This is a genomic window from Streptococcus mitis (assembly GCF_002096855.1).
Classification (GTDB): Bacteria; Bacillota; Bacilli; order Lactobacillales; family Streptococcaceae; genus Streptococcus; species Streptococcus mitis_Y.
Map to the genome: position 1 here is coordinate 14,977 of NZ_NCVH01000026.1, position 20,330 is coordinate 35,306.

The following is a 20,330-nucleotide window of genomic DNA, read 5'->3' on the forward strand; positions in this document are numbered from 1 at the left end:
ATAATAGGGAGGAGTTCTATGAAAAAACACTCTATTCTTTTTAAAACGAGTGCCATTCTTTCTTATTTGTTTCTGTTTTTCGGATTGTTTTGGACAACCCAATTTTGGAGCAATTATTGGGAGTTCTCGTCTTGGGTAGGAAATCTTATCTGGATTCGAAACATCATCAGCCTTCTCTTTATCGGCCTGATGATTTGGATTTTAGTCAGGTCGGGTCATGCTTATCTCTTTCGTATTCCTAGGAAAAAGTGGTTGAGCTATTCTGTTCTGACGGTGTTAGCAGCCATTGTGCTTATCTGCTTTAACTATCTGACAGCTAAACACGTTCAGGGGACCAATGAAGGGTGGAATTTGTTTATTGCCTATAGTGAGACAAATTTTGCGGAGTTTGGTGTTTACCTAACCTTAATCGTACTAGGACCTCTGATGGAAGAATTGGTATGTAGGGGACTGCTTCAACATGCCTTCTTTAAGAATTCGAGATGGGGGCTGGATCTTCTCTTTCCGTCATTCCTATTTGCCTTGCCTCACTTTTCTAGCTTACCAAGTCTCGCAGATATTTTTGTCTATACGGCAGTGGGCTGTCTATTTGCCTGGCTGACACGTTATACGAAGAGTATCTATCCTTCTTATTCTATTCATATTGTTAATAATATCATCGCAAACTTACCATTTCTGCTCACTTTTCTACATAGGGTCTTGGGGTAAAAAAACAAAAGGCTTGCTTTTCAGCCATAGAGGAGTTCATCATGTATAAACACTTATTTTTCCTAGATTCAAAAACCTTAGACTGGTTGACACCCTATATTCTAGATTTGGCTTCCGACACTATTGCCTTTAATGTTTTTGTGCTAACCTTTGTATCTGTGGTGGTCTTTTATTTCCTAAATTCCATGCTATCTTTAATAGCTATCTTCTTAGGGGGTGGTTATGTGATTGTATTTTGGATACTCAAATGGTTTGTTTTGGAAAGACTAGAGTTAAAGAATGAGTTGTAGGGAAGTTTGTTTGTTGAGGAGGATAATTTTATGAAGTTTTTTGATAAATTTCATGCCTTTTGTTTTGGATTTTTAGTACTACTAATTGTCATTACAGTTCCTTATACGATTAACCACGGGGATTTTTTTCAAAATGAATCTGAATTGATTATTGTAAGTCTTCTTGTAACCTCGCTGAGTGTTACTTATGCTAGAAAGTTTGAAATGATTTCTTTTGGGATGTTAAGCAAGAAAGAACTTTTGCTTTTCATTGCAATCTTTCTTCTAAGTGTACTTGAGATGCTGGTTTATATTCATTTCTTCGCTATTTCTTCTGGCGCGGGAGTTCAACACTTGGCGGAAGTCAGCAGAGGAATTTCCCTGTCTTTGATTTTGACTTCCTCAGTTTTTGGACCCATCCAGGAGGAACTCATTTTCAGAGGACTTCTTCAAGGTGCGGTTTTTGACAATTCTTGGTTAGGGATTGTACTGACTTCCTCTCTCTTTTCTTTTATGCATGGACCTTCTAATGTCCCTTCGTTTATTTTTTATCTACTTGGGGGCTTGTTACTGGGCTTTGCTTATAAAAAGAGCCAAAACCTATGGGTTTCTACTCTAGTTCACATGTTTTACAATGCTTGGCCACTCTTATATTATTTATAAAAATCATGAAAAGGTAAGCAGAAGACGGTGCTTGCCTTTTTCTTTCTATAATGATACCCAAGCCAATCCAGAGGCTTTTCTTTGAGAATCGGGTGTGGAGCGGTTGACGAATAGGCCAAAAACTAGTAGAATAGTAAGGAAACTTTATACGGAGGAAAGAAATGGATTTGGGTGATAATGAGCTAACACTGACTCCCATACCTGGGAAAAGTGGCAAGGCTTATATGGGTAGCTATCCTGATGGGAAGCGTATCTTTGTAAAAATGAACACCTCTCCAATCCTACCTGGTCTAGCTAGAGAACAAATTGCTCCACAATTATTATGGAGTCGCCGTTTGGCAGATGGGCGTGATATGTGTGCTCAAGAATGGTTGACAGGCAAAATATTGACCCCCTATGATATGAATCGTAAGCAAATCGTCAATATTTTAACCCGCCTTCATCGCTCACGTCCGTTGATGACACAGTTGAGTCGGTTGGGATATGCCATGGAAACACCTGTAGATTTACTACAGTCTTGGCAGGAAACGGCTCCAGATGCTTTGCGTAAAAATCATTTTATCAGTGAAGTGATGGCTGATTTACGTCAGACTATTCCAGGATTTAGAGAGGACCATGCGACCATTGTCCATGGAGATGTACGACATAGTAATTGGATTGAGACAGATAGTGGCTTGATTTATTTGGTAGATTGGGATTCGGTTCGCTTGACCGACCGCATGTTTGATGTGGCCCATATGCTCTGCCATTATATTCCAGAACATCAGTGGAAGGAATGGTTGACCTACTACGGTTACAAGTATAATCAAACGGTATTAAATAAATTGTATTGGTACGGTCAATTGTCTTACTTGAGCCAGATTTCCAAGTATTATATGAACCAAGATTTAGAAAATGTCAATCGGGAGATACATGGCCTGCGTCACTTCCGAGACAAGTATGGAAAGAGAAGATGAGAGTTAGAAATCGTAAAGGGGCGACAGAATTACTAGAGGCAAATCCTCAGTATGTGGTCCTCGATCCCTTAGAAGCCAAGGGAAAATGGCGGGACTTGTTTGGCAATGATAATCCCATTCATGTGGAAGTTGGAAGTGGAAAAGGTGCCTTTGTTTCAGGTATGGCCAAGCAAAACCCTGACATCAACTATATCGGGATTGATATTCAAAAGTCTGTTTTGAGCTACGCTTTGGACAAGGTGCTTGAAGTTGGAGTGCCTAACATCAAGCTCTTGTGGGTAGATGGTTCTGACTTGACTGACTACTTTGAAGATGGTGAGATTGATCGCTTGTATCTGAATTTTTCAGATCCATGGCCGAAAAAACGCCATGAAAAGCGTCGTTTGACCTACAAGACCTTCTTGGATACCTTCAAACGTATCTTGCCTGAAAATGGAGAAATCCATTTCAAGACGGATAACCGTGGCTTGTTTGAGTACAGTTTAGTGAGCTTTTCTCAGTATGGCATGAAGCTCAATGGTGTCTGGCTTGATTTACATGCCAGTGATTTTGAAGGCAATGTCATGACAGAATACGAGCAAAAATTCTCCAACAAGGGGCAAGTTATCTATCGAGTTGAGGCTCAGTTTTAATCTAAAGAGATTTCAAAAAACTGTTTCGCATTCAAAAAGTAAAACGAGTCATATATTCTAAGGATTTAGTTCTGTACTGCGCAGGATTAAGTCCTTTTAGTTTGATTTCAAAACGGTTGGTTTTTGCTAAGAGTGTATTTGGGGCCAGATAAGTGGTATAATGAAAAGGTTATGAGAAATAGTATAAACCCTCTTGTATTCTATCTTTTCTTCTTTCTTGTGATAGTTGGTTTGATTTTTTCTGATTACCAACAACATAGACAAGTAGAGGTGCAAACAGAAAAAGAGGTCCAAGTAGAAAAAACTGAAACAACTATTGAAACCAGTGAAGGAGAGGAAAATAAGGTTATCGAAGACAGATTGGCCACGATGACCTTGGAAGAGAAAGTGGGACAATTATTTTGGGCCAGAGTTCCTTCTAATCATCAGATAGAAGATCTTCAATCCTATCATTTGGCTGGTTATATCTTATTTGGAAGAGATTTTGAGGGGCGAAGTTTAGAGGATATAAAGACTTTGACAAAAGACTACCAAGCTGCTGCAAAGATTCCTTTATTGATTGGTTCAGATGAAGAAGGAGGGACAGTGACTCGTATCAGTTCGATTTTAGAAACTCCTTTTCAATCTCCTAGGGCACTTTATCAGCAAGGGGGAATGGAGGCGGTGCTTTCTGATACGAAGCAAAAGGCAGAGTTATTAGAATCTGTTGGGATTAATGCTGGACTCTTCCCGGTTGCGGATTTTGCAAGGGATCAGTCAGCCTTCATTTATGATCGAACGATTGGACAAGATGCTCCAACAACTGCAAGCTATGTTCAGCAGATCGTAGAAGAACTTAAAAAGAGTAATGTTGGGTCAACCTTGAAACATTTTCCAGGATATGGAGATAATGGAGATAGTCATACCGCTATTATCCAAGACAACCGTTCTCTAGATGAATTAAGACAAGCAGATTTTCTTCCCTTTCAAGCTGGGATAGATGCAGGGGCGGATAGTGTCTTAGTCTCTCACAATATCTTATCTAAAATTGACACAGTGCCATCATCTATCTCACCGAAAATCACTGACCTTCTGCGGAAGAAACTGCATTTCAAAGGTGTCATTATGACGGATGATTTTGATATGGCAGGAATAGCTGATTTTGTCAGTCAGGAAGAAGCTGCTTTCCAAGTGATTGTAGCTGGAAATGACCTGATTCTAGGGTCTTCCTATCAAACCCAGATTCCTTATCTATTAAAGAAAATTTCCTCTGGAGAGTTGACAGAAGAACGTATTGATGAGTCTGTCAGACGTATTTTAACATGGAAATACGACTTGGGCTTATTAGGAGCGACGCAGTAAAAGAAAAGTGTAGTCTTGTAAGTCCAGACAAAAAGCTTCAAGGTGTAAGTGTCTAGAGTTTTGAGAAATACAAGAAACATATAAATATATGCAGAGAACGAGGAAATTCGTTCTCTTTTTCGTTGCCAAAAATTAAGGAGAAAAAATGTCAGATAATATTGAACTTATTATGAATATTGATTCGTTAGAAATTTTCGATGTAATCGATCTTGATAAGAATGAAGATGTAATTGATAGTATCCCTGAAGTAAATTCTGAAGAAAAGGTATCTCCATACGATGATCTCGATAGGGTTTGGCTTGGAAACGGGTATTATTATAAGCCGTCTAGTCTACTTTGGGAAGTTATTAAAGATAATGTTATTCATGAATTGTATCCTAGAAATAAACATGGAAGTTATCCTTACTACAGAAGAGCAAGAGACGGGACATGGGGACAATCTAGCCAATTGACTTATGATGAAGCCTCGTGGTTGACTCTAGAGTTTAATCCAGAATTGATGGGATATATTTGAGGAGTTATTATGTCTAATAGGCTTAAAAAACTAAGAAAAGAAAAAGGATTGACTCAAGCTGACTTAGCAAAAGTTTTGAATACGAACCAGTCTCAATACGGAAAATACGAAAATGGAAAAACAAATCTTAGTATAGAAAATGCAAAAATTCTTGCAGAATACTTCGGAGTATCTATCCCATATCTACTCGGTTATGAAGAGAACTCTACGGTCAATAAACCAAACGCAACAATATTGATAGAGTTAGTTAAAGAACTTTCTTTTATCAGTGAAAAAAAGTCAAAACTCCTACAAGAATACATAGAACTTGATAAAAAGGAAAGAGATGTTCTCGAACAGATAAGGAGTGCAGATCTATAATAAAAATTAAGAAAGGAAAAACTTGATGAGTATTCTGAATATATTTAATCTAATTTTTGCTATTGCTTCATATGGCATGTTTATCAGCTCTTATCACAGAAATAAACCTAAACCCTTTATATTTTTTCTAGTTGTTTTCACCCTAAATGCTTTTGTAGTTTTATTATCACTGTTCAACTATTTTGGACTAATCAAGTAAAGAAAGGATCACATATGAAACAACACCAAACAAACTTCTCAAATGTGACTAGAGACGTAATGATTTTCGATTTGATGAATACGATGGGATGGACTAGAAGCCGAGCTATTGCGGCTATTGAAGAGTTAGAACAAGCTCATCTTGTCTATTTTCCTGAAGCTGGTGGCTTGAGGTTACAAGTTGTAGGAGGATTTTAATGGCGGATATCACGATTGATCAACTAGCAACACAAACTTTTTATCAAATTCCAGAAATCTTTTTCACTCGTATTCAACATAACGAGAACGGCTATGTCAAATTGACTAGTTCCTATACTGGTCTTTCATCTGATGCCAAGTTAGCATATGGCGCTCTCTATAATCGTTGTAAATTAAGTATCAGTTCTTTTCAGAAGGGAAATAGAGATTACGTTGATGAGAACGGAGCAGTCTTTCTAATTTTTACAGTATCTGATTTGATGTTGTTACTGGATAGGGGAAAGATGAAGGTTACCAAGATTAAGAAAGAACTGCAAGAACATGGTCTCTTACGAGAAGTTAGACAGGGTCTCAATAAGCCCAACAGACTTTATCTTCAACTAGTTGATGCTAATTTAGAAATAAGTGAGTACTATTCAGCTGAGGGTGAGTTATTGAAGAAGGTTGATTCTTTTGGTAGGGTTCTCTACGAAAAAGCGTGCGATTTTAAAAAGGGGCTTAATTCTCTTGATAACAGCGGAAGTCTCAAAAACGGACGTCCACAAAACGGACTTCAAAATGTCCATAAATCGGACGGAATAAATACAGAGAGGAGTAAGACAGAATCTTCATACGATACTAATCGATACGAGGGCGAGTCATCTTTATCTGATTTATCAATTTCTGAAGCATTTAAAATGGGGCAACATGGTTTCCTTTCTCCTCAACTAGTTCAGAAACTCAGTTTATTTGGAAAAGATGCAAAAATTCTTGAAAATAAGATTTATCAATCAAAACGTAAAGTTGAGACAGATTACAAGAACCTCTTAGCTAATCAAGAAATTTATGGAGAGGTGTGGCTGCAGGATCTTGAACGTGAGCTTGATAAATTGATTTTCAAAATCAAAACAGGAGAGGTTGAAGGGAAAATAATCCAGAATATCCCAGCCTACTTCTACAAAATGATGATTCATTTTTGGAAGATGGCTTTGCTAATTGAAAAAGAACATGGTTTCCTTGAGCTATCAGGACAAAGTGAGTATGCTAGAAAATTCCCTGAAGAGTGTCCTAGTGTGGTTGCCCATTATTATCCAGACAAACTGTCGGAGACGAAACTGAATCACTATTTAGCTGAGTTATCTAAAGACATTGTGACTTGTTAAAAGAAAGAGAGTTGATTTTATGGGATTGTTTAATCATCAAGAGAGAATTAACAGAGGGCAAGCTATGAAGCTACACTTTCTCAACAAGTTCAAGAGATTAAAATGATTGTAGAGTATTTTGATAAAACGGCAGAAAGTATTTCCATCACTTCCAACTTGGAGGAACTACAAAAACTGGTATCAAGTTCATTTGAAACAGGAGCAAGTATGAATTTTACATCAGCGACTCCGCCGTTTTTTATCAACCCTAGATGGGTGAAGAAGATAACCTATAGGACGAAATAAGGATAGGAGATTACAATACTAGTAGATTGTCCAATGTGTGATACAGAGTTCGATTCTGATGAGGAGTGCGGATTCTGTCCGTGCTGTGGAGAAGATTACGATTCTTTAGTAGGTGAAGACTGGAATTAAGATAGCTCCATATTTCTAAATTCCTTGACCTGAGCAAGTCATAAAACTACTTTTGACCTTTGAAAATTGAATACCCCCACTGTCCTGATTAGCGGAACTAAGCATAAAAAGAAGAACAAGGGCGGTGTGTAGACTAGAAAAGGATATCTAGTGCTGTTCCACCACGTAAAAGCAGGCAAAGCCTAAGCTGAAGGAGTTTGCGGTTTCTAGACTTAAAACCGTGTGTAAAAAATACAGCAGGTATGTACGTCATACCTCGGCATGGCTGTAAATCAGCCTTGATTCAGTAAGGAGGAGACAAGATGAATCAATCAAAATTAGTTACAGAGGTCACTTTAGCTGACCTTAGACGCTTAGGAAATCAAGGGAATGCAACCGCAAGACTTGATAATGGCGATGAAATCAAATTAACCAGCAGATATGGTTTGGTATCTAAAAACGGATATCTAGCAGGTAAACTAGAAATGGTCTGGATGATTGTAGAATATTCAAAAATTTATAAAGAGATTCGCACCATCAAACGAGGTGATGTTCTAGTGGCTAGACGCATTAAACAAGGAAATACCAATCGTTTACTGCTGACTGGTAAAGGATATCATCGTCCAACGAAGCATTAAACAGATAGAGCCTCATCTATCTGTTTAATCAAGGAGAGGAGATTTGAAATGTTTTAAACGTCCTATCTTTGATTAAGCGGATAGATGAATGAAAATCAAGAAAAAATTGAGAAAAACCTCTAAAAATGGTAAAATAAAAGTATAAAATAAATATTTTAAGAACGTTTTTAAACAAAAAGGAGATAAGATTATGAAATTGAGAACAACTATCTTGGCAACAACGGCCAGCGTAACGTTGCTTGGGTTAGGAAATAGTCAACCTGTGTATGCGAATAGTACAACAAGCAGTCAAGTAGAGAATTTAAAAAGTGAATTGATTAAAGCTAAAAGAGAATATGAACAAGCTAAAAGTATCTATGAAAATGCTTTATCATCTTCACCTAGCAATACGATTACACTGAGTGATAAGTATATAAAGGCTTTGAAGACGGCTTTTTCTGATTTTAATATTAGCCAGACTGAACGTGACAGTGCGAAATCTATTTTGCAGTCAGAAAGTTTGAGATTAAAGAATCAAAATAGTTTCCACAAAGATGTTGCTGATGAGGGAGAACGTCTGGATGTTAACAATCTACCGCTAACTGTTCGTCAGGAGTTGTCATTTTTTGCCCAAGATTTAATTAACCAAGTTCGTTCTCAGGTTGGGACACCTAGAGTCAGTGTTTCTAATTCGGCAATTGAATTTGCGGATAAGGTGGCAAAGGAGTATGTAAAAGATGATTGGGGATTATCTAAATTAAGCACATTAGGTGTATCAGGTCACAATGCCGAAGGTATCAACCGAGTTGCAAAAGCCTATGGCTTACCTACCTCAGATGTTGAATCTGAAAAAAGAGGAGGTCAACTGTATGAGAATTTGTTCTTTAGACCTGTAGCATTAAAAGAAGCCACCAAATCTCAGCTAAAGGAAGCTATTTATACTGGTATGGTTGAGTTTATGTTAAACGATACTGAATGGGGGCATGCTCAAGCAATTGCAGGATTGAACTGGGGGAATCCATCAAGTAAAGATTATTTTGGATTATCGTTTTCTAGTCTTTCCTCAGTAAGTTCTACTCATTTCATCACTATTTCTCAGGAAAATATTAATCGAGCAACAAAATCTAATTTTAGTACAGCTTCAGTAACGGATCCAAGATCCTCAAATCGTTATCAGGCTGTAAAAAAATTAGAAATTGATTACAAAAATAAAGAGAAAATTTATCAAGATTTAAAAAGTAAGCTGGAGAACCAGACGGGTAAAAGTACTGTAGAAGAAAATAATTCTAAGAAAGCAGAACCTATTAAACCGATTGAAAACACATCTGATTGGCGTGACCAATGGAAACAAGATGGAAGTTATTGGTATTATTTTGATCATGCGGGGAAAGCTCTTGTCAGTGGTTGGAAGGGAAACTATTATCTCAAATCAAATGGTGTGATGGCACGTAATGAATGGGTTTATGATACAAACTATAAAGCTTGGTACTATCTCAAATCAGATGGAAGCTATGCACAAAATAGTTGGCAAGGAAGCTACTACCTTAAGTCAGATGGGAAAATGGCACAAAGTGAGTGGTTATACGATTCCAGCTATAAAGCTTGGTACTATCTCAAATCAGATGGAAGCTATGCACAAAATAGCTGGCAAGGAAGCTACTACCTTAAGTCAGACGGGAAAATGGCACAAAGTGAGTGGCTATATGATTCTAGTTATAAAGCGTGGTACTATCTCAAATCAGATGGAAGTTATCTGAGAGATCAATGGTTCAAGGACGGAAGTGCTTGGTATTATTTGAAAGCAGATGGTAAGATGGCACAAAATGAGACGATTGGTGGTTATCGTTTAGATTATTCTGGTAAGTGGATTTCTTAAAAAATTCATTACAATATTGTATAGAAAAGTCAGTGAAAGCTGGCTTTTTTCTATTGGAAAGGAAAGAGATGATTTTATATTATAAGAGGCCTCGGGCGCCAACATTTGAGATTTTATACAGATTAATATTTTAGATAAGGAGATAAAATGCACAAAGTAAGAGAAACAAAAACATATGGATCTATTCGGAAATCAAAAATTTATGGAACTTGTGGAGTGATACTAGGTTTAGCAGCTTTAAGTATGATAAGCCCAGTTATGGCAGATGAACGAACTGAAAATCCAGCTACAAATGCGCCTTATGCTCAGACGAGTCCAAGCAGTGTTTCTACTGAAAATCAAGGAAAGAGTGAAGAAAAAACAGGAACGTTAGAAGTTTCTATTTCTCATTCCAGTTTAGATGAAACTATTCGAAAGGCACAGGAAGCTGGATTGAAGGTGGAATTTGATTCTGTAGTAGATAAAGGGACTGCAAGTACAGCCTCTGAGTTGGAAAAAAAGCAAAAGGAAGTCGAAAGTGATTATCGCACACAAGCAGATAGTATTGAGAAAGCTACTGAAAAATATCGTGAAGATCAAAGGCAAAATCAAACGAACCGAAAGAAAATCCAAGATGAAAATACTGCGAAGAAGGAACAATATCAAAAGGATTTAGCTTCTTATCAGGATGAAGTGAATCGAATTAATCAGAAGAATGCTGCTATTCGTGCAGAGAATGAAAAAAATCAACGAGAGAATCAGGCAGAAACAGATCGTATTAATCAAGAGAATGCAGAAATCCGAAAACGAAATGAAGCTAAGAGAGTAGCTTATGAGAGCTCTTTGACAGACTATACAAAGAAACTAGCAACTATTAAAGCTGAGCGAGATGCAATTCAAACAAGCAAGCCTTTATTTGGATCTGAAACAGGTTTCAAAGTTTATGGAGGATACAATTCAGCTGGTAGGGGAAGTTTAGACTATTATAATGATTTTACAGTAGTACCAGATGATAATCTACCAGTAGAGAGTATGCGTGGTTTTTTAGGTTATCATGCAGATACCTATGTAACAGCAGATACAGGAACTCGAGTTGGCAAAGATGGTACAGGAACCTACGATGTCATTAAAGCTCCAAAAGTCGGAGATACATTTTATATTCACAATATTGGAACTCTTACGGATGGTAGAAAGGTAACGGCCAAAGTCAGAGTTTCTGATTTAGGTGACTACCAAGGCGAAGTTCGCAATGGTGTTCCTGTGACAGATCCAGATATTTATCTTAAGGGTGGAGATGGTGGAAGTTTCTACTTTGTCTATAATAATCATACTCGTTTGGAAATGGTTTTTGATTTTTATATTGAAGGAACGACAACACCTGTTTCCCTCTTAATTGGAACAGTTATTACCGATGTAGATTGGGGTCAAGGTTCAAATTTGAGTTATGGCTCGTCTGGTCGTGGAATGGTTATTAATCCAAGTGGTTCAGGTTTGGATTTTGATGGTCGCGTTATGAAGGGAGTAGAAAATGGTGTTAATGATACCTCGGATATTCCTAAGGGATCCTTTGCTTCAGTAGGGTATGGTTCTAGTTTAACCTACCTTCACACATCATCTCCTGGTTCGACAGAGGGAAGAACTCCCGCTGAATGGGATGCAGAGAATGCGAGTGGAAATGCTCAAAACGTTGTCTTCACAATTCTGGGAGATGGTGCAGAGTTGAAAAAGATACCTTTCTTAACAAAACCATTTGAGCCAACCTATGAGAAGGAAACTCCTCTACCAAGTTCTCCAACTGCAAAACCTGAAGAGATGCTCCCACCTAAACCTGAGGAGCCAAAGGAAAAAGAGCTTCCCTCTTTAGTATCTCCTCCGACAGTAAGGGTTAGATATGCACGTTTACAGGCAATGCCTGGTCTAGAAAAGTTTGTAAAAAATTCTTCTGGGGAATCTATTGATAAAAGCTATGTACCTAAACTTTCAACTGTACAGTGGGAATTAACAACTAAGCCTCTTCCAGCTAATCGTGAAGCTATTACAGACTTTGAGATTGTAGATGCATTGCCTTCAGGTTTTGTACTAGATGTAGAAGCTTCAAAGAAGGCTAGCTCAGATTTTGAATTAACTTATGACGAATCGAGCCATGTTGTTCGGATGAAAGGCTTAGAAAGTTTGAAATCTAAGCTTAATCAAGATTTAAGTAAGGAAGTACAAGTACCAGCTCCAATTTTAGTAGGTAAGGTTACGAATGATGGTGCAACTTATAAGAATAACTTCCAATTAAAGATCAATAATAAGTACGAAAGTTATTCAAATATTGTTCAGGTTTCAACACCTGGTAAACCGAATGATCCAGACAATCCGAATAACAACTTGATCAAACCTCTCAAACACAATCATAATAAGGATGGTGTTATCATTGATGGTAAAACAGTTCTAGCTGGTTCAACGAATTACTATCATATAACCTTGGATTATGATCAGTATAAGGGAATAAAAGCAGATCCATCTACTATTCTAAAAGGATTTGGAGCAATTGATGATTACCCAGAAGAGGCTGTTACGATTAATCAATCGGATATTCGTTATATTGATAGCGAAGGAAAAGAAGTTTCTGGTATCTCAGTGTATCAGTATGATTCTATAGATTCCGTTGATAATGATAAGGTCAAAGCATTTCTTGCTAGTTCTGAAATTAAGCCCAAGGGTGCTTTCCAAGTATTTTTAGTTGATGATCCAGAAGCTTATTTTAACCAATATATTAAGGCAGGAAAATCGGTTACAATTATTAATCCAATGGTAACCAAGGAAGAATTGCGAAATTCAGGAAAATCATTTGAGAATACGGCTTATCAAGTTGATTTCGGTAACGGATATCAAACTGATACAGTTGTAAATAATGTTCCTACTGTTAAACCAAGCAAAAAGAATCTGAACAAGGCAGGTGTAAACATCGATGGGAAACAGGTCTTGGCTGGAACGGTCAATTACTACAAAGTAACTGCAGATTATAGCCAATACAAGGGCATTGAAGCAGATAAAGATCGTATCAGTAAAGGGTTCTATATCGTTGATGATTACCCAGAAGAAGCTGTTACCATCAATCAAGACGGTGTACAAGTGACGGATTCTAAAGGTCAAGTAGTTAAAGGTTTGAAAATGGCTCTTTATGAGAGTCTAGATAAGGCACCATCAGGTGTCCAAGAAGCCTTGAAGTCCAGCAATTTCACTCCTAAAGGAGCGGTTCAAGTATTCGAGGCAGAGAATCCAGAGGAGTTCTACAAGACCTACGTGCAAACTGGAGAAGTTCTGACCATTACCAATCCAATGACTGTCAAGAAGGAATTGGGTCAAACAGGTGGTAAGTATGAGAATACAGCCTATCAGATTGATTTTGGTATGGCTTATGTTACTGAAACTGTAGTCAATAATGTTCCGAAGATTGAACCGAAGAAAGATGTAGTAATTGACCATTTAAGTAAAGAAAGTTTAGATGGAAAAGAGCTTAAGTTGAATCAAACATTTAATTATAAATTAGTTGGTTCCCTGATACCAAAGGATCGCTCAGAGCAATTGTTTGAGTATAAGTTTAGCGATGATTATGATGAGACACATGATGAGTATCAAGGTGTATATCAAGTGTTTGCGACTGTAGATTTTGAAACAAGTGATGGCCAAAAATTCAAAGCTGGTGATGAATTAACTAAGTATACTAGTCAGGTAGTAGACAAAGACAAAGGAAAAGTAGATATTAGCTTTGATGATACTTTCTTGAAGTCGATTTTAGAAACTTCAGCATTTCAAGCAGAAGTATATCTACAAATGACACGTATTCAAGCAGGAACAGTAGAAAATACATATCGTCATACGGTTAATGGTGTGGAAGTTGTATCTAATACGGTTGTGACTCATACTCCAGAAGAAGTCAAACCAGAACAACCAAAGAAAGAAGAACCGAAATCCGAGAAACCAAAAGAAGAAGTTTCAAAAGCGGAATTGCCTAATACTGGTATGAGTAGTTCCAACAATTTAGCTCTTCTTGGAATGGCTATGGGAACAATCGCTTTAGCCTTATCTATGAGAAAAAAGAAGGAAGAATAGGTTAAAAATTTATGAGAAAATGGAAACAGGGTTGTAGCGTAATCTTAGGGCTAACAGTTCTAGGATTTGCGAATTTAGTTGAAGTTGTTACACCGTTTATAGAAACAACAAGGGTTTATGCACAGGAGAATAGTAACGTAAATGGTAATACCCTAACTTTTACGGCTAAGTCTAGAGAAGAAATCATTCATACAACAGAGAAGAAAATAAAGCCCATGGATTTATTGGTGGTGTTAGATTTTTCAGGTTCGAATACAGATAATATCACTAAAATGTTTTCAGATTTGAAGTCATTGGTTTCAACAATGTCTGATGAAGATCAAATTTGGTTGTTTAGTTATGATTTTAACTTACCAGATTCTTATAAAGCTAAAAGGTCTGAAATTGCATCGGGAAAACCGATGAATAAGAAAAATCTTATTAAGTTATTAGAAAATAAGCAACCTGATGCTAATGTGTTTAGAATAATTAATGAGTTTAAAGATTTATTCAAAAAAGAAGGCTGGGATGTAACGGAAGACAGTATCAAGAAAGGTTTTTCAGAAATATACGATAATTATAGCGGAAAAAAGAACTCTTATGTTTCAACAATTCAGTTTACTGATGGATGGGATTACGGCGAAAAAATCGATATTCAATATGCGAACTGGGCTAAAAATCATGCTAAAACATTTTATACAGTTACTTATAATGCCAATGAGCGTAGCTACTCTGTTGAAGCTATGAAGGCGGTAGGTCATAATAATATTTTTATATCTGATGCATCTACGACCGAGTTAGAGAGACAAAAAGCCATTAATGATCAGTTTGCTAAAACAGCTATTGAGGAGATCAAAGAAGAGAAAGTTTCTGTGAAACAAAAAGGAACAGTCTCTATTAGTCCTGAAGCAGACTTGACATTAACTTCAGCAGAACTAGTTGCTCCTAATGGTCAAAAAACTCCTCTAACTATTACCAATAATACTGTTTCTTGGTCAGGTGATTTGGATAATGGTTCTTATACTGTTAATTACACCTTTACTGGTACACCGTCTGTGGAACGTAGTATTCGCAGTTCTGTAACAGTAGATGGTAAAAAAGTAGATGAAAAAATCAATACTCTCAGACCTGAAAAAATTGCTTTTGAAACCAAATATGAAGAGGATTCATCACTGGCTGCTGGTCAAGAGAAAGAAAAGCAAGCTGGTAGTGAAGGTTCGCAATTGCTTTCTCTAAAAGATGGTAAGGTTATTTCAACTACTATTACAAAACCTAAAGTTGATCGCATTGTTCTTAGAGGAAGCAAATCAGCTGTTGCGACTAAGGAACTAGATTACAAAACAACATATGTTGAGGATAAAGAGTCAGAAGCAGGTAAAAAGACAGTTGTTACAAAAGGTAGCAAAGGTCATGAAACAAGCACTGTTACTCATAGCTTTAATGCTGAAACAGGAGAAGTGACCGCAAATGAACCAAAGGTTGAAAAAACTGAATCTGTAGACGAAGTTATTTCTGTGGGAACAAAGCCTGTTGTCACAACTAAAGAGTTGGATTATAAAACAAAATATGTTGAGGATAAGGACTCAGAAGCAGGTAAAAAGACAGTTGTTACAAAAGGTAGCAAAGGTCATGAAACAACCACGATTACCTATAGTTTTAATTCTGAAACAGGAGAAGTGACCGCAAATGAACCAAAGGTTGAAAAAACTGAATCTGTAGACGAAGTTATTTCAGTAGGGACTAAGCCCAAAGTTGAAATTAGGGAAACAGAATTTAAAACTGAAAAACGAGAAAATAAAGATTTAAAGAAAGGTGAAGAAAAAATTATTCAAGCTGGTGTTAAAGGTAGAGAAACAATTACGACAACTTATTATCTTGACCCAGAAACAGGAGATGTAAAAGAAAACAAACCGAGTCTTGAAAAAGTAGATCCTGTAAATGAAATTATCGAAGTAGGAACCCAAGCTGAAAAAGTATTACCTAATACGGGAACTAGTTTATCCAATTTCTTGACTTTGACAGGAATCATTGGAATAGCATTAGGAATCTCAGTAATAACCTATAGGAAATTAAAGAAAAAGTAGTAAAATATAATGTAAAAACAATATAAAAACATTGTTAAGGTTGTCGATTTATGCTATAATAACGGTAAATCGTGGAGGAGTAGAGTTATGAAATTAGGGAGTGATTTTTCCTGGTTATGGGTGGCTATCATTAGGATTTTTACAGCTCCCTTTTATATCGTTCTTTGGTGTATTAATGTTGTGAAATCCACTATTGGTATGTTTATTATGTGGGTTATAGCTAAAATATGTATAACAATCGTATTGATTGGCGGAATGGCAATTATTCACCATCTATTCAATTTTCCAAGCGAAAACATAATTGATAGTATTTTTGGATGGTATACACCGCATATATTAGGAATGCCCCATAATTCACTTATTACTGTAGGTCAAGTAGTTGATGCACCAAAAGAAGGAGGGTTATTTTTCCCACATCCGAATATTGAAGTTCCGGTTATTATTGGTCTTAGTATTCTAGTAGCTACCGTTCGGACAATTTATCGTGAAGAATTTGATGAATTGTAAAAATAGTATTGTGTTTGGCACTGTAGAAATCTCTGCAGTGCCTTTTATTAAAGAAAAAAGAAATTAAAAGAGGTAAAACAAAATGGAAATCATTACAAAAATTATTACTGGTCTAGGCGTAGTTGGAACAATCACAGGTCTTGTCTGGATCTGGAATGGTTCAACTGACTATATCCAAGGAAGAAAGAATAAAGATAAGCAAAGACAAGATGATGGGTCTGATTCTATGATTAATGGTGCATATCTGGCCGTAGCTTCTGCGGGAATTGCATCCGCAATCATTGCAGCACTATCTCAACTAAAATTTTAGGAGTCGCCTATGAATTTAGATATTAGAGAGCTAACAAGCTCTCTTTCTAGTTATAGCTCTGCGACAAATCAAGCTGTAAATATGATGGCTGATGCCGTTAGACCTATTGGGTATATCCTTTTAGGTCTTTTTTTCTGGTTTGAAATGGCATCGTGGTCACAAATGGTCAAGTCGAGAGGGGGAGCGTTAACACAGAAGATTTGGCTAGAAGCCTTAATGAAATATTTATTTGCCTTAATCATGATCTCTGCCTCATCTCAAATTTGTGATGCCATTCTGGAATTACTTAATATTATTGTAAAGGTAATTGCTCATGTAACACCTACTGTTAAAGCAACCATTGATTCTAATATTTCTGGTGGGAAAGGAATATTTGAAAAAACTATCATTACTTTAGTAGGGAAAGCTGTAAGTGGAGTAGCTAACATTATTCTAGGGATTATTGTTTTCTTACGTTACTTGGATTTGTATATGCTTAAAGCCCTAGCTCCATTGTTAGTAGCCTTCTTTATGATGGATTCGTTGCGCTCTGTTACGATTAACTTCCTAAAATACTTTGCAGCCTCTGCCCTTATTGGTGTCATCCTAATTATTGTTTCTGTTGTATATGATTCGATTGTTGCGGCAGATATCCTAAAGGTCACGACTGGTTCCAGTGATTCCTGGGGAACAGCCTTTGCTTCAATTGCCAAGGGGGTTATCTATATCTTTGTAATGGTTGGGTCTAGTCGAAAAGCTAAGCAACTATTAGGAGTGTAACCCATGTTTAGAATAATGGGAATTGATCGATCTTATTTGGTATGAAAGGAAAATAATTGAAAAAAATTGGATCAGAATTTTTAAGAGAATTTGAAACTGAGGACAAGCCAATTCTATTTGGTTTAACTACTAGAATGATTGTTCTATATGTGTGTTTAGTAATAGCTGTCTCGGGGACAATTACTATTTATTTCTTTGGTTTACCTGATTGGTACATTTATCTTTGGGATGCTCTATTTGTTGTTCCTGGAGGAATGTACGGTACGGGAATGACTAAGCGAATGCGGATTAAAGAAAAAATCAATTTCTTTTTCCGAATTCAACAACGAACCTATGAGACAGAACTTGGAAAGGTAGGAATGTATACAAAAGATGAGTTTATTCAAAAGCAAAAGAGAAAAACTAGAAAACGCAGAAAAGAAAAGAATTGAGCGCTTGCGTCGTCAGATGAAACCTACGACACAAAACACCATCAATTATACACTGCTCCATGAAGATGGATTGATGCACATTGCTCGTGAGAAGTACTCTCGTAGCTTTATGCTGGGGGATGCTTCCTACTCTACAGCTCAACAAGATGAAAAAGAGAGCATCATCGATACAACGATGGATGCTCTTAATTCACTGGATGAAGGTAGTAACTATCAACTCTTAGTGATTAACCGTCGAGTATCGGATAACTCCTTACAGAATATCTTGTTTGAAGAAACAAACGATGGCTACGATGACTATCGTGAGGAGCTAAATGAGATGATCAAGGAACGATTTACAACACATGCTAACAACTTCGAGGTACATAAGTATGTGACCATTTCAACGAACGCTGATGATCGAAAGCAGGCTCAGTTGTTACTACAAGATATTGGAGTTTCTTTGGGAACACAATTTCAGGAGTCTGATATTACATTTAAGGAAATGAATGGTTTGGATCGTCTAAAGGTCTTTTCTGAACTATTACGAGGAAATCCGTATGTCAACTTTGATTATAGAGAAATTGCCCTATCTGGGTTATCAACGAAATCATTTATTGCACCAAATCGAATTGAGTTTCAAGAAAAACGGATGATTATTGATGATAGCTGGGCCAAGGTACTCTATGCTCACCGCTATCCTAACTGGATGTCTGATCGTCTTATTCGAGATTTAACAACACTAGGATTTGAACTAGCTATTACTATTCATGCAGAACCATATGAGAATGTTGAAATCTTAGAGAAGATTGACGATGCAGAAACAGATGCTGAAATTGGTAAGCTACGCTCTAAGCGTAAAGCTGCTCAATCTGGTATCTTTGATGATGCGGTCGTTGCTGGTCGTGACCAAGAAATCTCAGAAGCTACCAAGAAGTGGCGAGATGAGATTACTGAGTATGATCAGAAAATCTTCTCTGGTTTGATTGCAGTGTATTTTAAAGCAGATAGTCAGGAGGAACTACAACGTAATGAACAAAAGATTAAGCGTGCTGGCCGGAAGCTAGGGGTAGAATTTGAAGATCTCTATTATTACCAGGAAGAGGCTCTAAATACGATTTTACCTATCGGGGAGTGCTTCGTAAATGTGAAGAAGAATTTCATGAGAAAGATGACTACAGCTAATATTGCTACGCAAGTCCCTTTTACTAACGTGGATTTGAAGTCTGACAGCTCACTTGCTCGCTACTATGGTCAAAATCAATTATCAAACAATATCATTACACTAGACCGAAAACGTGATCTGAATACGGGTTCAGGTGTTGTACTTGGTTCCTCTGGTTCTGGTAAATCTACTACGATTAAAGGTGGAGAAGTCATTCCGACTTTACTGAAATATCCAGAAGATCGAGTAATCATTGTGGATCCCGAAGATGAATATTCTGATATTGGCCGTGCTTTCGGTGCTCAGATGGTGGATATTTCGATTGGATCTAAAACACATATCAATCTCTTAGATCTACCGGATCTAGACCGTTTGGACGATGAGGATGACGATCCAATTGGAGATAAGGCAAACTTGTTGATGGGATTGTTTGAATCTATTCTATCTGAGGTGACAGATGCACAGATTGGGATTATTGACCGGGTAACAGGTGTGACTTATGAGCGTTATTTGACAGAGAATTTCACTCCAACGTTAAAAGAGTGGCACCAGGTATTGAAGGAACAACCAGAGCCAGAAGCTCAAGATTTGGCTTTGGCGGTAGAAACCTATACAACTGGTTCTCAAGATATTTTCGCTCACAATACCAACGTGGATCTCAATCATCGCTTTGTTATCTTTAATCTGAAGAAGTTGTCGCATAAGTTGAAGCCGTTCGCTTTGATGGTTATTCAGGATTATATCTGGAATCAAATTGTAGAGAATCAAGGAAAATGTACTACATGGGTGTACTTTGATGAGATGCAGATTCTGTTTAAGAATAAGGCTCAAGCAGACTTCTTTACTACGTTATATTCACGGATTCGGAAATACGGTGCGATTCCAACAGGAATTACCCAGAACGTTGAAACGTTAGCTGCTGTTGAAGAAGGTCGTAAATTGCTCTCAAACAGTGAGTTCATGATTTTGCTCAAACAAAAACCCCAGGATTTGGCTATCTTAAAAGAGATTGTTAACTTGACTGACAAACAGATTCGCTACTTGGCTCGACCAAAAGCTAAAGGTACTGGCTTAATTGTAGCAGGGCCGGTTGTAGTGCCATTTGAAAATCCAATACCTAAGAATACTAAGTTATATAACTTAGTCGCAACAGACGCTTAGGAGTCTCA

General features: G+C 37.2%; 19 protein-coding genes and 1 pseudogene. All 20 read left to right on the forward strand.

Translation table 11 applies throughout. The features are described from left to right. Positions 1–18: 18 nt before the first annotated feature. The 20 genes and pseudogenes from B7698_RS01775 (at position 19) to B7698_RS01870 (ending at position 20,322) form a co-directional block, all read left to right on the forward strand. On the forward strand, positions 19–708 hold the full coding sequence (locus B7698_RS01775; RefSeq protein WP_049505112.1) for a CPBP family intramembrane glutamic endopeptidase: 690 nt from the start codon (positions 19–21) through the stop codon (positions 706–708). 41 nt (positions 709–749) lie between these two features. After that, on the forward strand, positions 750–998 hold the full coding sequence (blpZ, locus tag B7698_RS01780) for an immunity protein BlpZ (protein ID WP_084864447.1): 249 nt from the start codon (positions 750–752) through the stop codon (positions 996–998). Between the two features lie 30 nt (positions 999–1,028). Continuing rightward, complete coding sequence (locus B7698_RS01785) at positions 1,029–1,640, forward strand: CPBP family intramembrane glutamic endopeptidase (protein ID WP_084864448.1); 612 nt, start codon at positions 1,029–1,031, stop codon at positions 1,638–1,640. A gap of 161 nt (positions 1,641–1,801) precedes the next feature. Continuing rightward, entirely contained in the window at positions 1,802–2,596 is a 795-nt protein-coding gene (ccrZ, locus tag B7698_RS01790) for a cell cycle regulator CcrZ (protein ID WP_000362999.1), read from the forward strand. After that, on the forward strand, positions 2,593–3,228 hold the full coding sequence (gene trmB, locus B7698_RS01795) for a tRNA (guanosine(46)-N7)-methyltransferase TrmB (RefSeq protein ID WP_084864449.1): 636 nt from the start codon (positions 2,593–2,595) through the stop codon (positions 3,226–3,228). The genes ccrZ and trmB overlap by 4 nt, the downstream gene beginning before the upstream one ends. A gap of 171 nt (positions 3,229–3,399) precedes the next feature. After that, positions 3,400–4,569, forward strand: a complete 1,170-nt coding sequence (locus B7698_RS01800) for a glycoside hydrolase family 3 protein (RefSeq protein ID WP_084864493.1) — start codon at positions 3,400–3,402, stop codon at positions 4,567–4,569. A 145-nt stretch (positions 4,570–4,714) separates the two neighbouring features. After that, entirely contained in the window at positions 4,715–5,083 is a 369-nt protein-coding gene (locus tag B7698_RS01805; protein ID WP_084864450.1) for a hypothetical protein, read from the forward strand. 9 nt (positions 5,084–5,092) lie between these two features. Further along, entirely contained in the window at positions 5,093–5,443 is a 351-nt protein-coding gene (locus B7698_RS01810) for a helix-turn-helix transcriptional regulator (RefSeq protein ID WP_084864451.1), read from the forward strand. Positions 5,444–5,656: 213 nt separating this feature from the next. Continuing rightward, positions 5,657–5,839: a hypothetical protein gene (locus B7698_RS01815; protein ID WP_050246088.1), complete on the forward strand. Its 183-nt coding sequence runs from the start codon at positions 5,657–5,659 to the stop codon at positions 5,837–5,839. After that, positions 5,839–6,981: a replication initiator protein A gene (locus B7698_RS01820; RefSeq protein WP_084864452.1), complete on the forward strand. Its 1,143-nt coding sequence runs from the start codon at positions 5,839–5,841 to the stop codon at positions 6,979–6,981. Before B7698_RS01815 ends, B7698_RS01820 begins: the two co-directional genes overlap by 1 nt. 19 nt (positions 6,982–7,000) lie before the next feature. Continuing rightward, positions 7,001–7,266: pseudogene (locus B7698_RS10475) on the forward strand (thiopurine S-methyltransferase). Between the two features lie 431 nt (positions 7,267–7,697). Further along, positions 7,698–8,012, forward strand: a complete 315-nt coding sequence (locus B7698_RS01830) for a hypothetical protein (protein WP_084864453.1) — start codon at positions 7,698–7,700, stop codon at positions 8,010–8,012. A gap of 190 nt (positions 8,013–8,202) precedes the next feature. Beyond that, complete coding sequence (locus B7698_RS10480) at positions 8,203–9,867, forward strand: SEC10/PgrA surface exclusion domain-containing protein (protein ID WP_084864454.1); 1,665 nt, start codon at positions 8,203–8,205, stop codon at positions 9,865–9,867. Between the two features lie 147 nt (positions 9,868–10,014). Next, positions 10,015–13,947 (forward strand): SspB-related isopeptide-forming adhesin, encoded by a 3,933-nt coding sequence (locus tag B7698_RS01840; RefSeq protein ID WP_084864455.1) that lies wholly within the window; start codon positions 10,015–10,017, stop codon positions 13,945–13,947. A gap of 11 nt (positions 13,948–13,958) precedes the next feature. After that, a complete protein-coding gene (locus tag B7698_RS01845) occupies positions 13,959–16,010 on the forward strand; it encodes a G5 domain-containing protein (protein ID WP_084864456.1) in 2,052 nt (683 codons plus the stop codon). An 87-nt stretch (positions 16,011–16,097) separates the two neighbouring features. After that, entirely contained in the window at positions 16,098–16,517 is a 420-nt protein-coding gene (locus B7698_RS01850; RefSeq protein ID WP_084864457.1) for a hypothetical protein, read from the forward strand. An 82-nt stretch (positions 16,518–16,599) separates the two neighbouring features. Beyond that, positions 16,600–16,827: a hypothetical protein gene (locus B7698_RS01855; protein ID WP_075230708.1), complete on the forward strand. Its 228-nt coding sequence runs from the start codon at positions 16,600–16,602 to the stop codon at positions 16,825–16,827. Positions 16,828–16,836: 9 nt separating this feature from the next. Then, the gene (locus B7698_RS01860) at positions 16,837–17,586 is read left to right on the forward strand and encodes a hypothetical protein (protein ID WP_050971566.1); all 750 of its coding nucleotides are present in this window, start codon (positions 16,837–16,839) and stop codon (positions 17,584–17,586) included. 56 nt (positions 17,587–17,642) lie between these two features. Then, a complete protein-coding gene (locus B7698_RS01865; protein WP_084864458.1) occupies positions 17,643–18,017 on the forward strand; it encodes a hypothetical protein in 375 nt (124 codons plus the stop codon). After that, positions 17,959–20,322, forward strand: a complete 2,364-nt coding sequence (locus B7698_RS01870) for a VirB4-like conjugal transfer ATPase, CD1110 family (RefSeq protein ID WP_084864459.1) — start codon at positions 17,959–17,961, stop codon at positions 20,320–20,322. Before B7698_RS01865 ends, B7698_RS01870 begins: the two co-directional genes overlap by 59 nt. Positions 20,323–20,330 lie beyond the last annotated feature (8 nt).

Coding starts and splice junctions, on each gene's coding strand:
- B7698_RS01815 (WP_050246088.1), top strand. CDS start 5,657: ATGAAACAACACCAAACAAACTTCTCAAATGTGACTAGAGACGTAATG.
- B7698_RS01775 (WP_049505112.1), top strand. CDS start 19: ATGAAAAAACACTCTATTCTTTTTAAAACGAGTGCCATTCTTTCTTAT.
- B7698_RS01850 (WP_084864457.1), top strand. CDS start 16,098: ATGAAATTAGGGAGTGATTTTTCCTGGTTATGGGTGGCTATCATTAGG.
- B7698_RS01810 (WP_084864451.1), top strand. CDS start 5,093: ATGTCTAATAGGCTTAAAAAACTAAGAAAAGAAAAAGGATTGACTCAA.
- B7698_RS01845 (WP_084864456.1), top strand. CDS start 13,959: ATGAGAAAATGGAAACAGGGTTGTAGCGTAATCTTAGGGCTAACAGTT.
- B7698_RS01870 (WP_084864459.1), top strand. CDS start 17,959: ATGAGTTTATTCAAAAGCAAAAGAGAAAAACTAGAAAACGCAGAAAAG.
- B7698_RS01860 (WP_050971566.1), top strand. CDS start 16,837: ATGAATTTAGATATTAGAGAGCTAACAAGCTCTCTTTCTAGTTATAGC.
- B7698_RS01800 (WP_084864493.1), top strand. CDS start 3,400: ATGAGAAATAGTATAAACCCTCTTGTATTCTATCTTTTCTTCTTTCTT.
- ccrZ (WP_000362999.1), top strand. CDS start 1,802: ATGGATTTGGGTGATAATGAGCTAACACTGACTCCCATACCTGGGAAA.
- trmB (WP_084864449.1), top strand. CDS start 2,593: ATGAGAGTTAGAAATCGTAAAGGGGCGACAGAATTACTAGAGGCAAAT.
- B7698_RS01855 (WP_075230708.1), top strand. CDS start 16,600: ATGGAAATCATTACAAAAATTATTACTGGTCTAGGCGTAGTTGGAACA.
- B7698_RS10480 (WP_084864454.1), top strand. CDS start 8,203: ATGAAATTGAGAACAACTATCTTGGCAACAACGGCCAGCGTAACGTTG.
- B7698_RS01785 (WP_084864448.1), top strand. CDS start 1,029: ATGAAGTTTTTTGATAAATTTCATGCCTTTTGTTTTGGATTTTTAGTA.
- B7698_RS01805 (WP_084864450.1), top strand. CDS start 4,715: ATGTCAGATAATATTGAACTTATTATGAATATTGATTCGTTAGAAATT.
- B7698_RS01820 (WP_084864452.1), top strand. CDS start 5,839: ATGGCGGATATCACGATTGATCAACTAGCAACACAAACTTTTTATCAA.
- B7698_RS01830 (WP_084864453.1), top strand. CDS start 7,698: ATGAATCAATCAAAATTAGTTACAGAGGTCACTTTAGCTGACCTTAGA.
- B7698_RS01840 (WP_084864455.1), top strand. CDS start 10,015: ATGCACAAAGTAAGAGAAACAAAAACATATGGATCTATTCGGAAATCA.
- blpZ (WP_084864447.1), top strand. CDS start 750: ATGTATAAACACTTATTTTTCCTAGATTCAAAAACCTTAGACTGGTTG.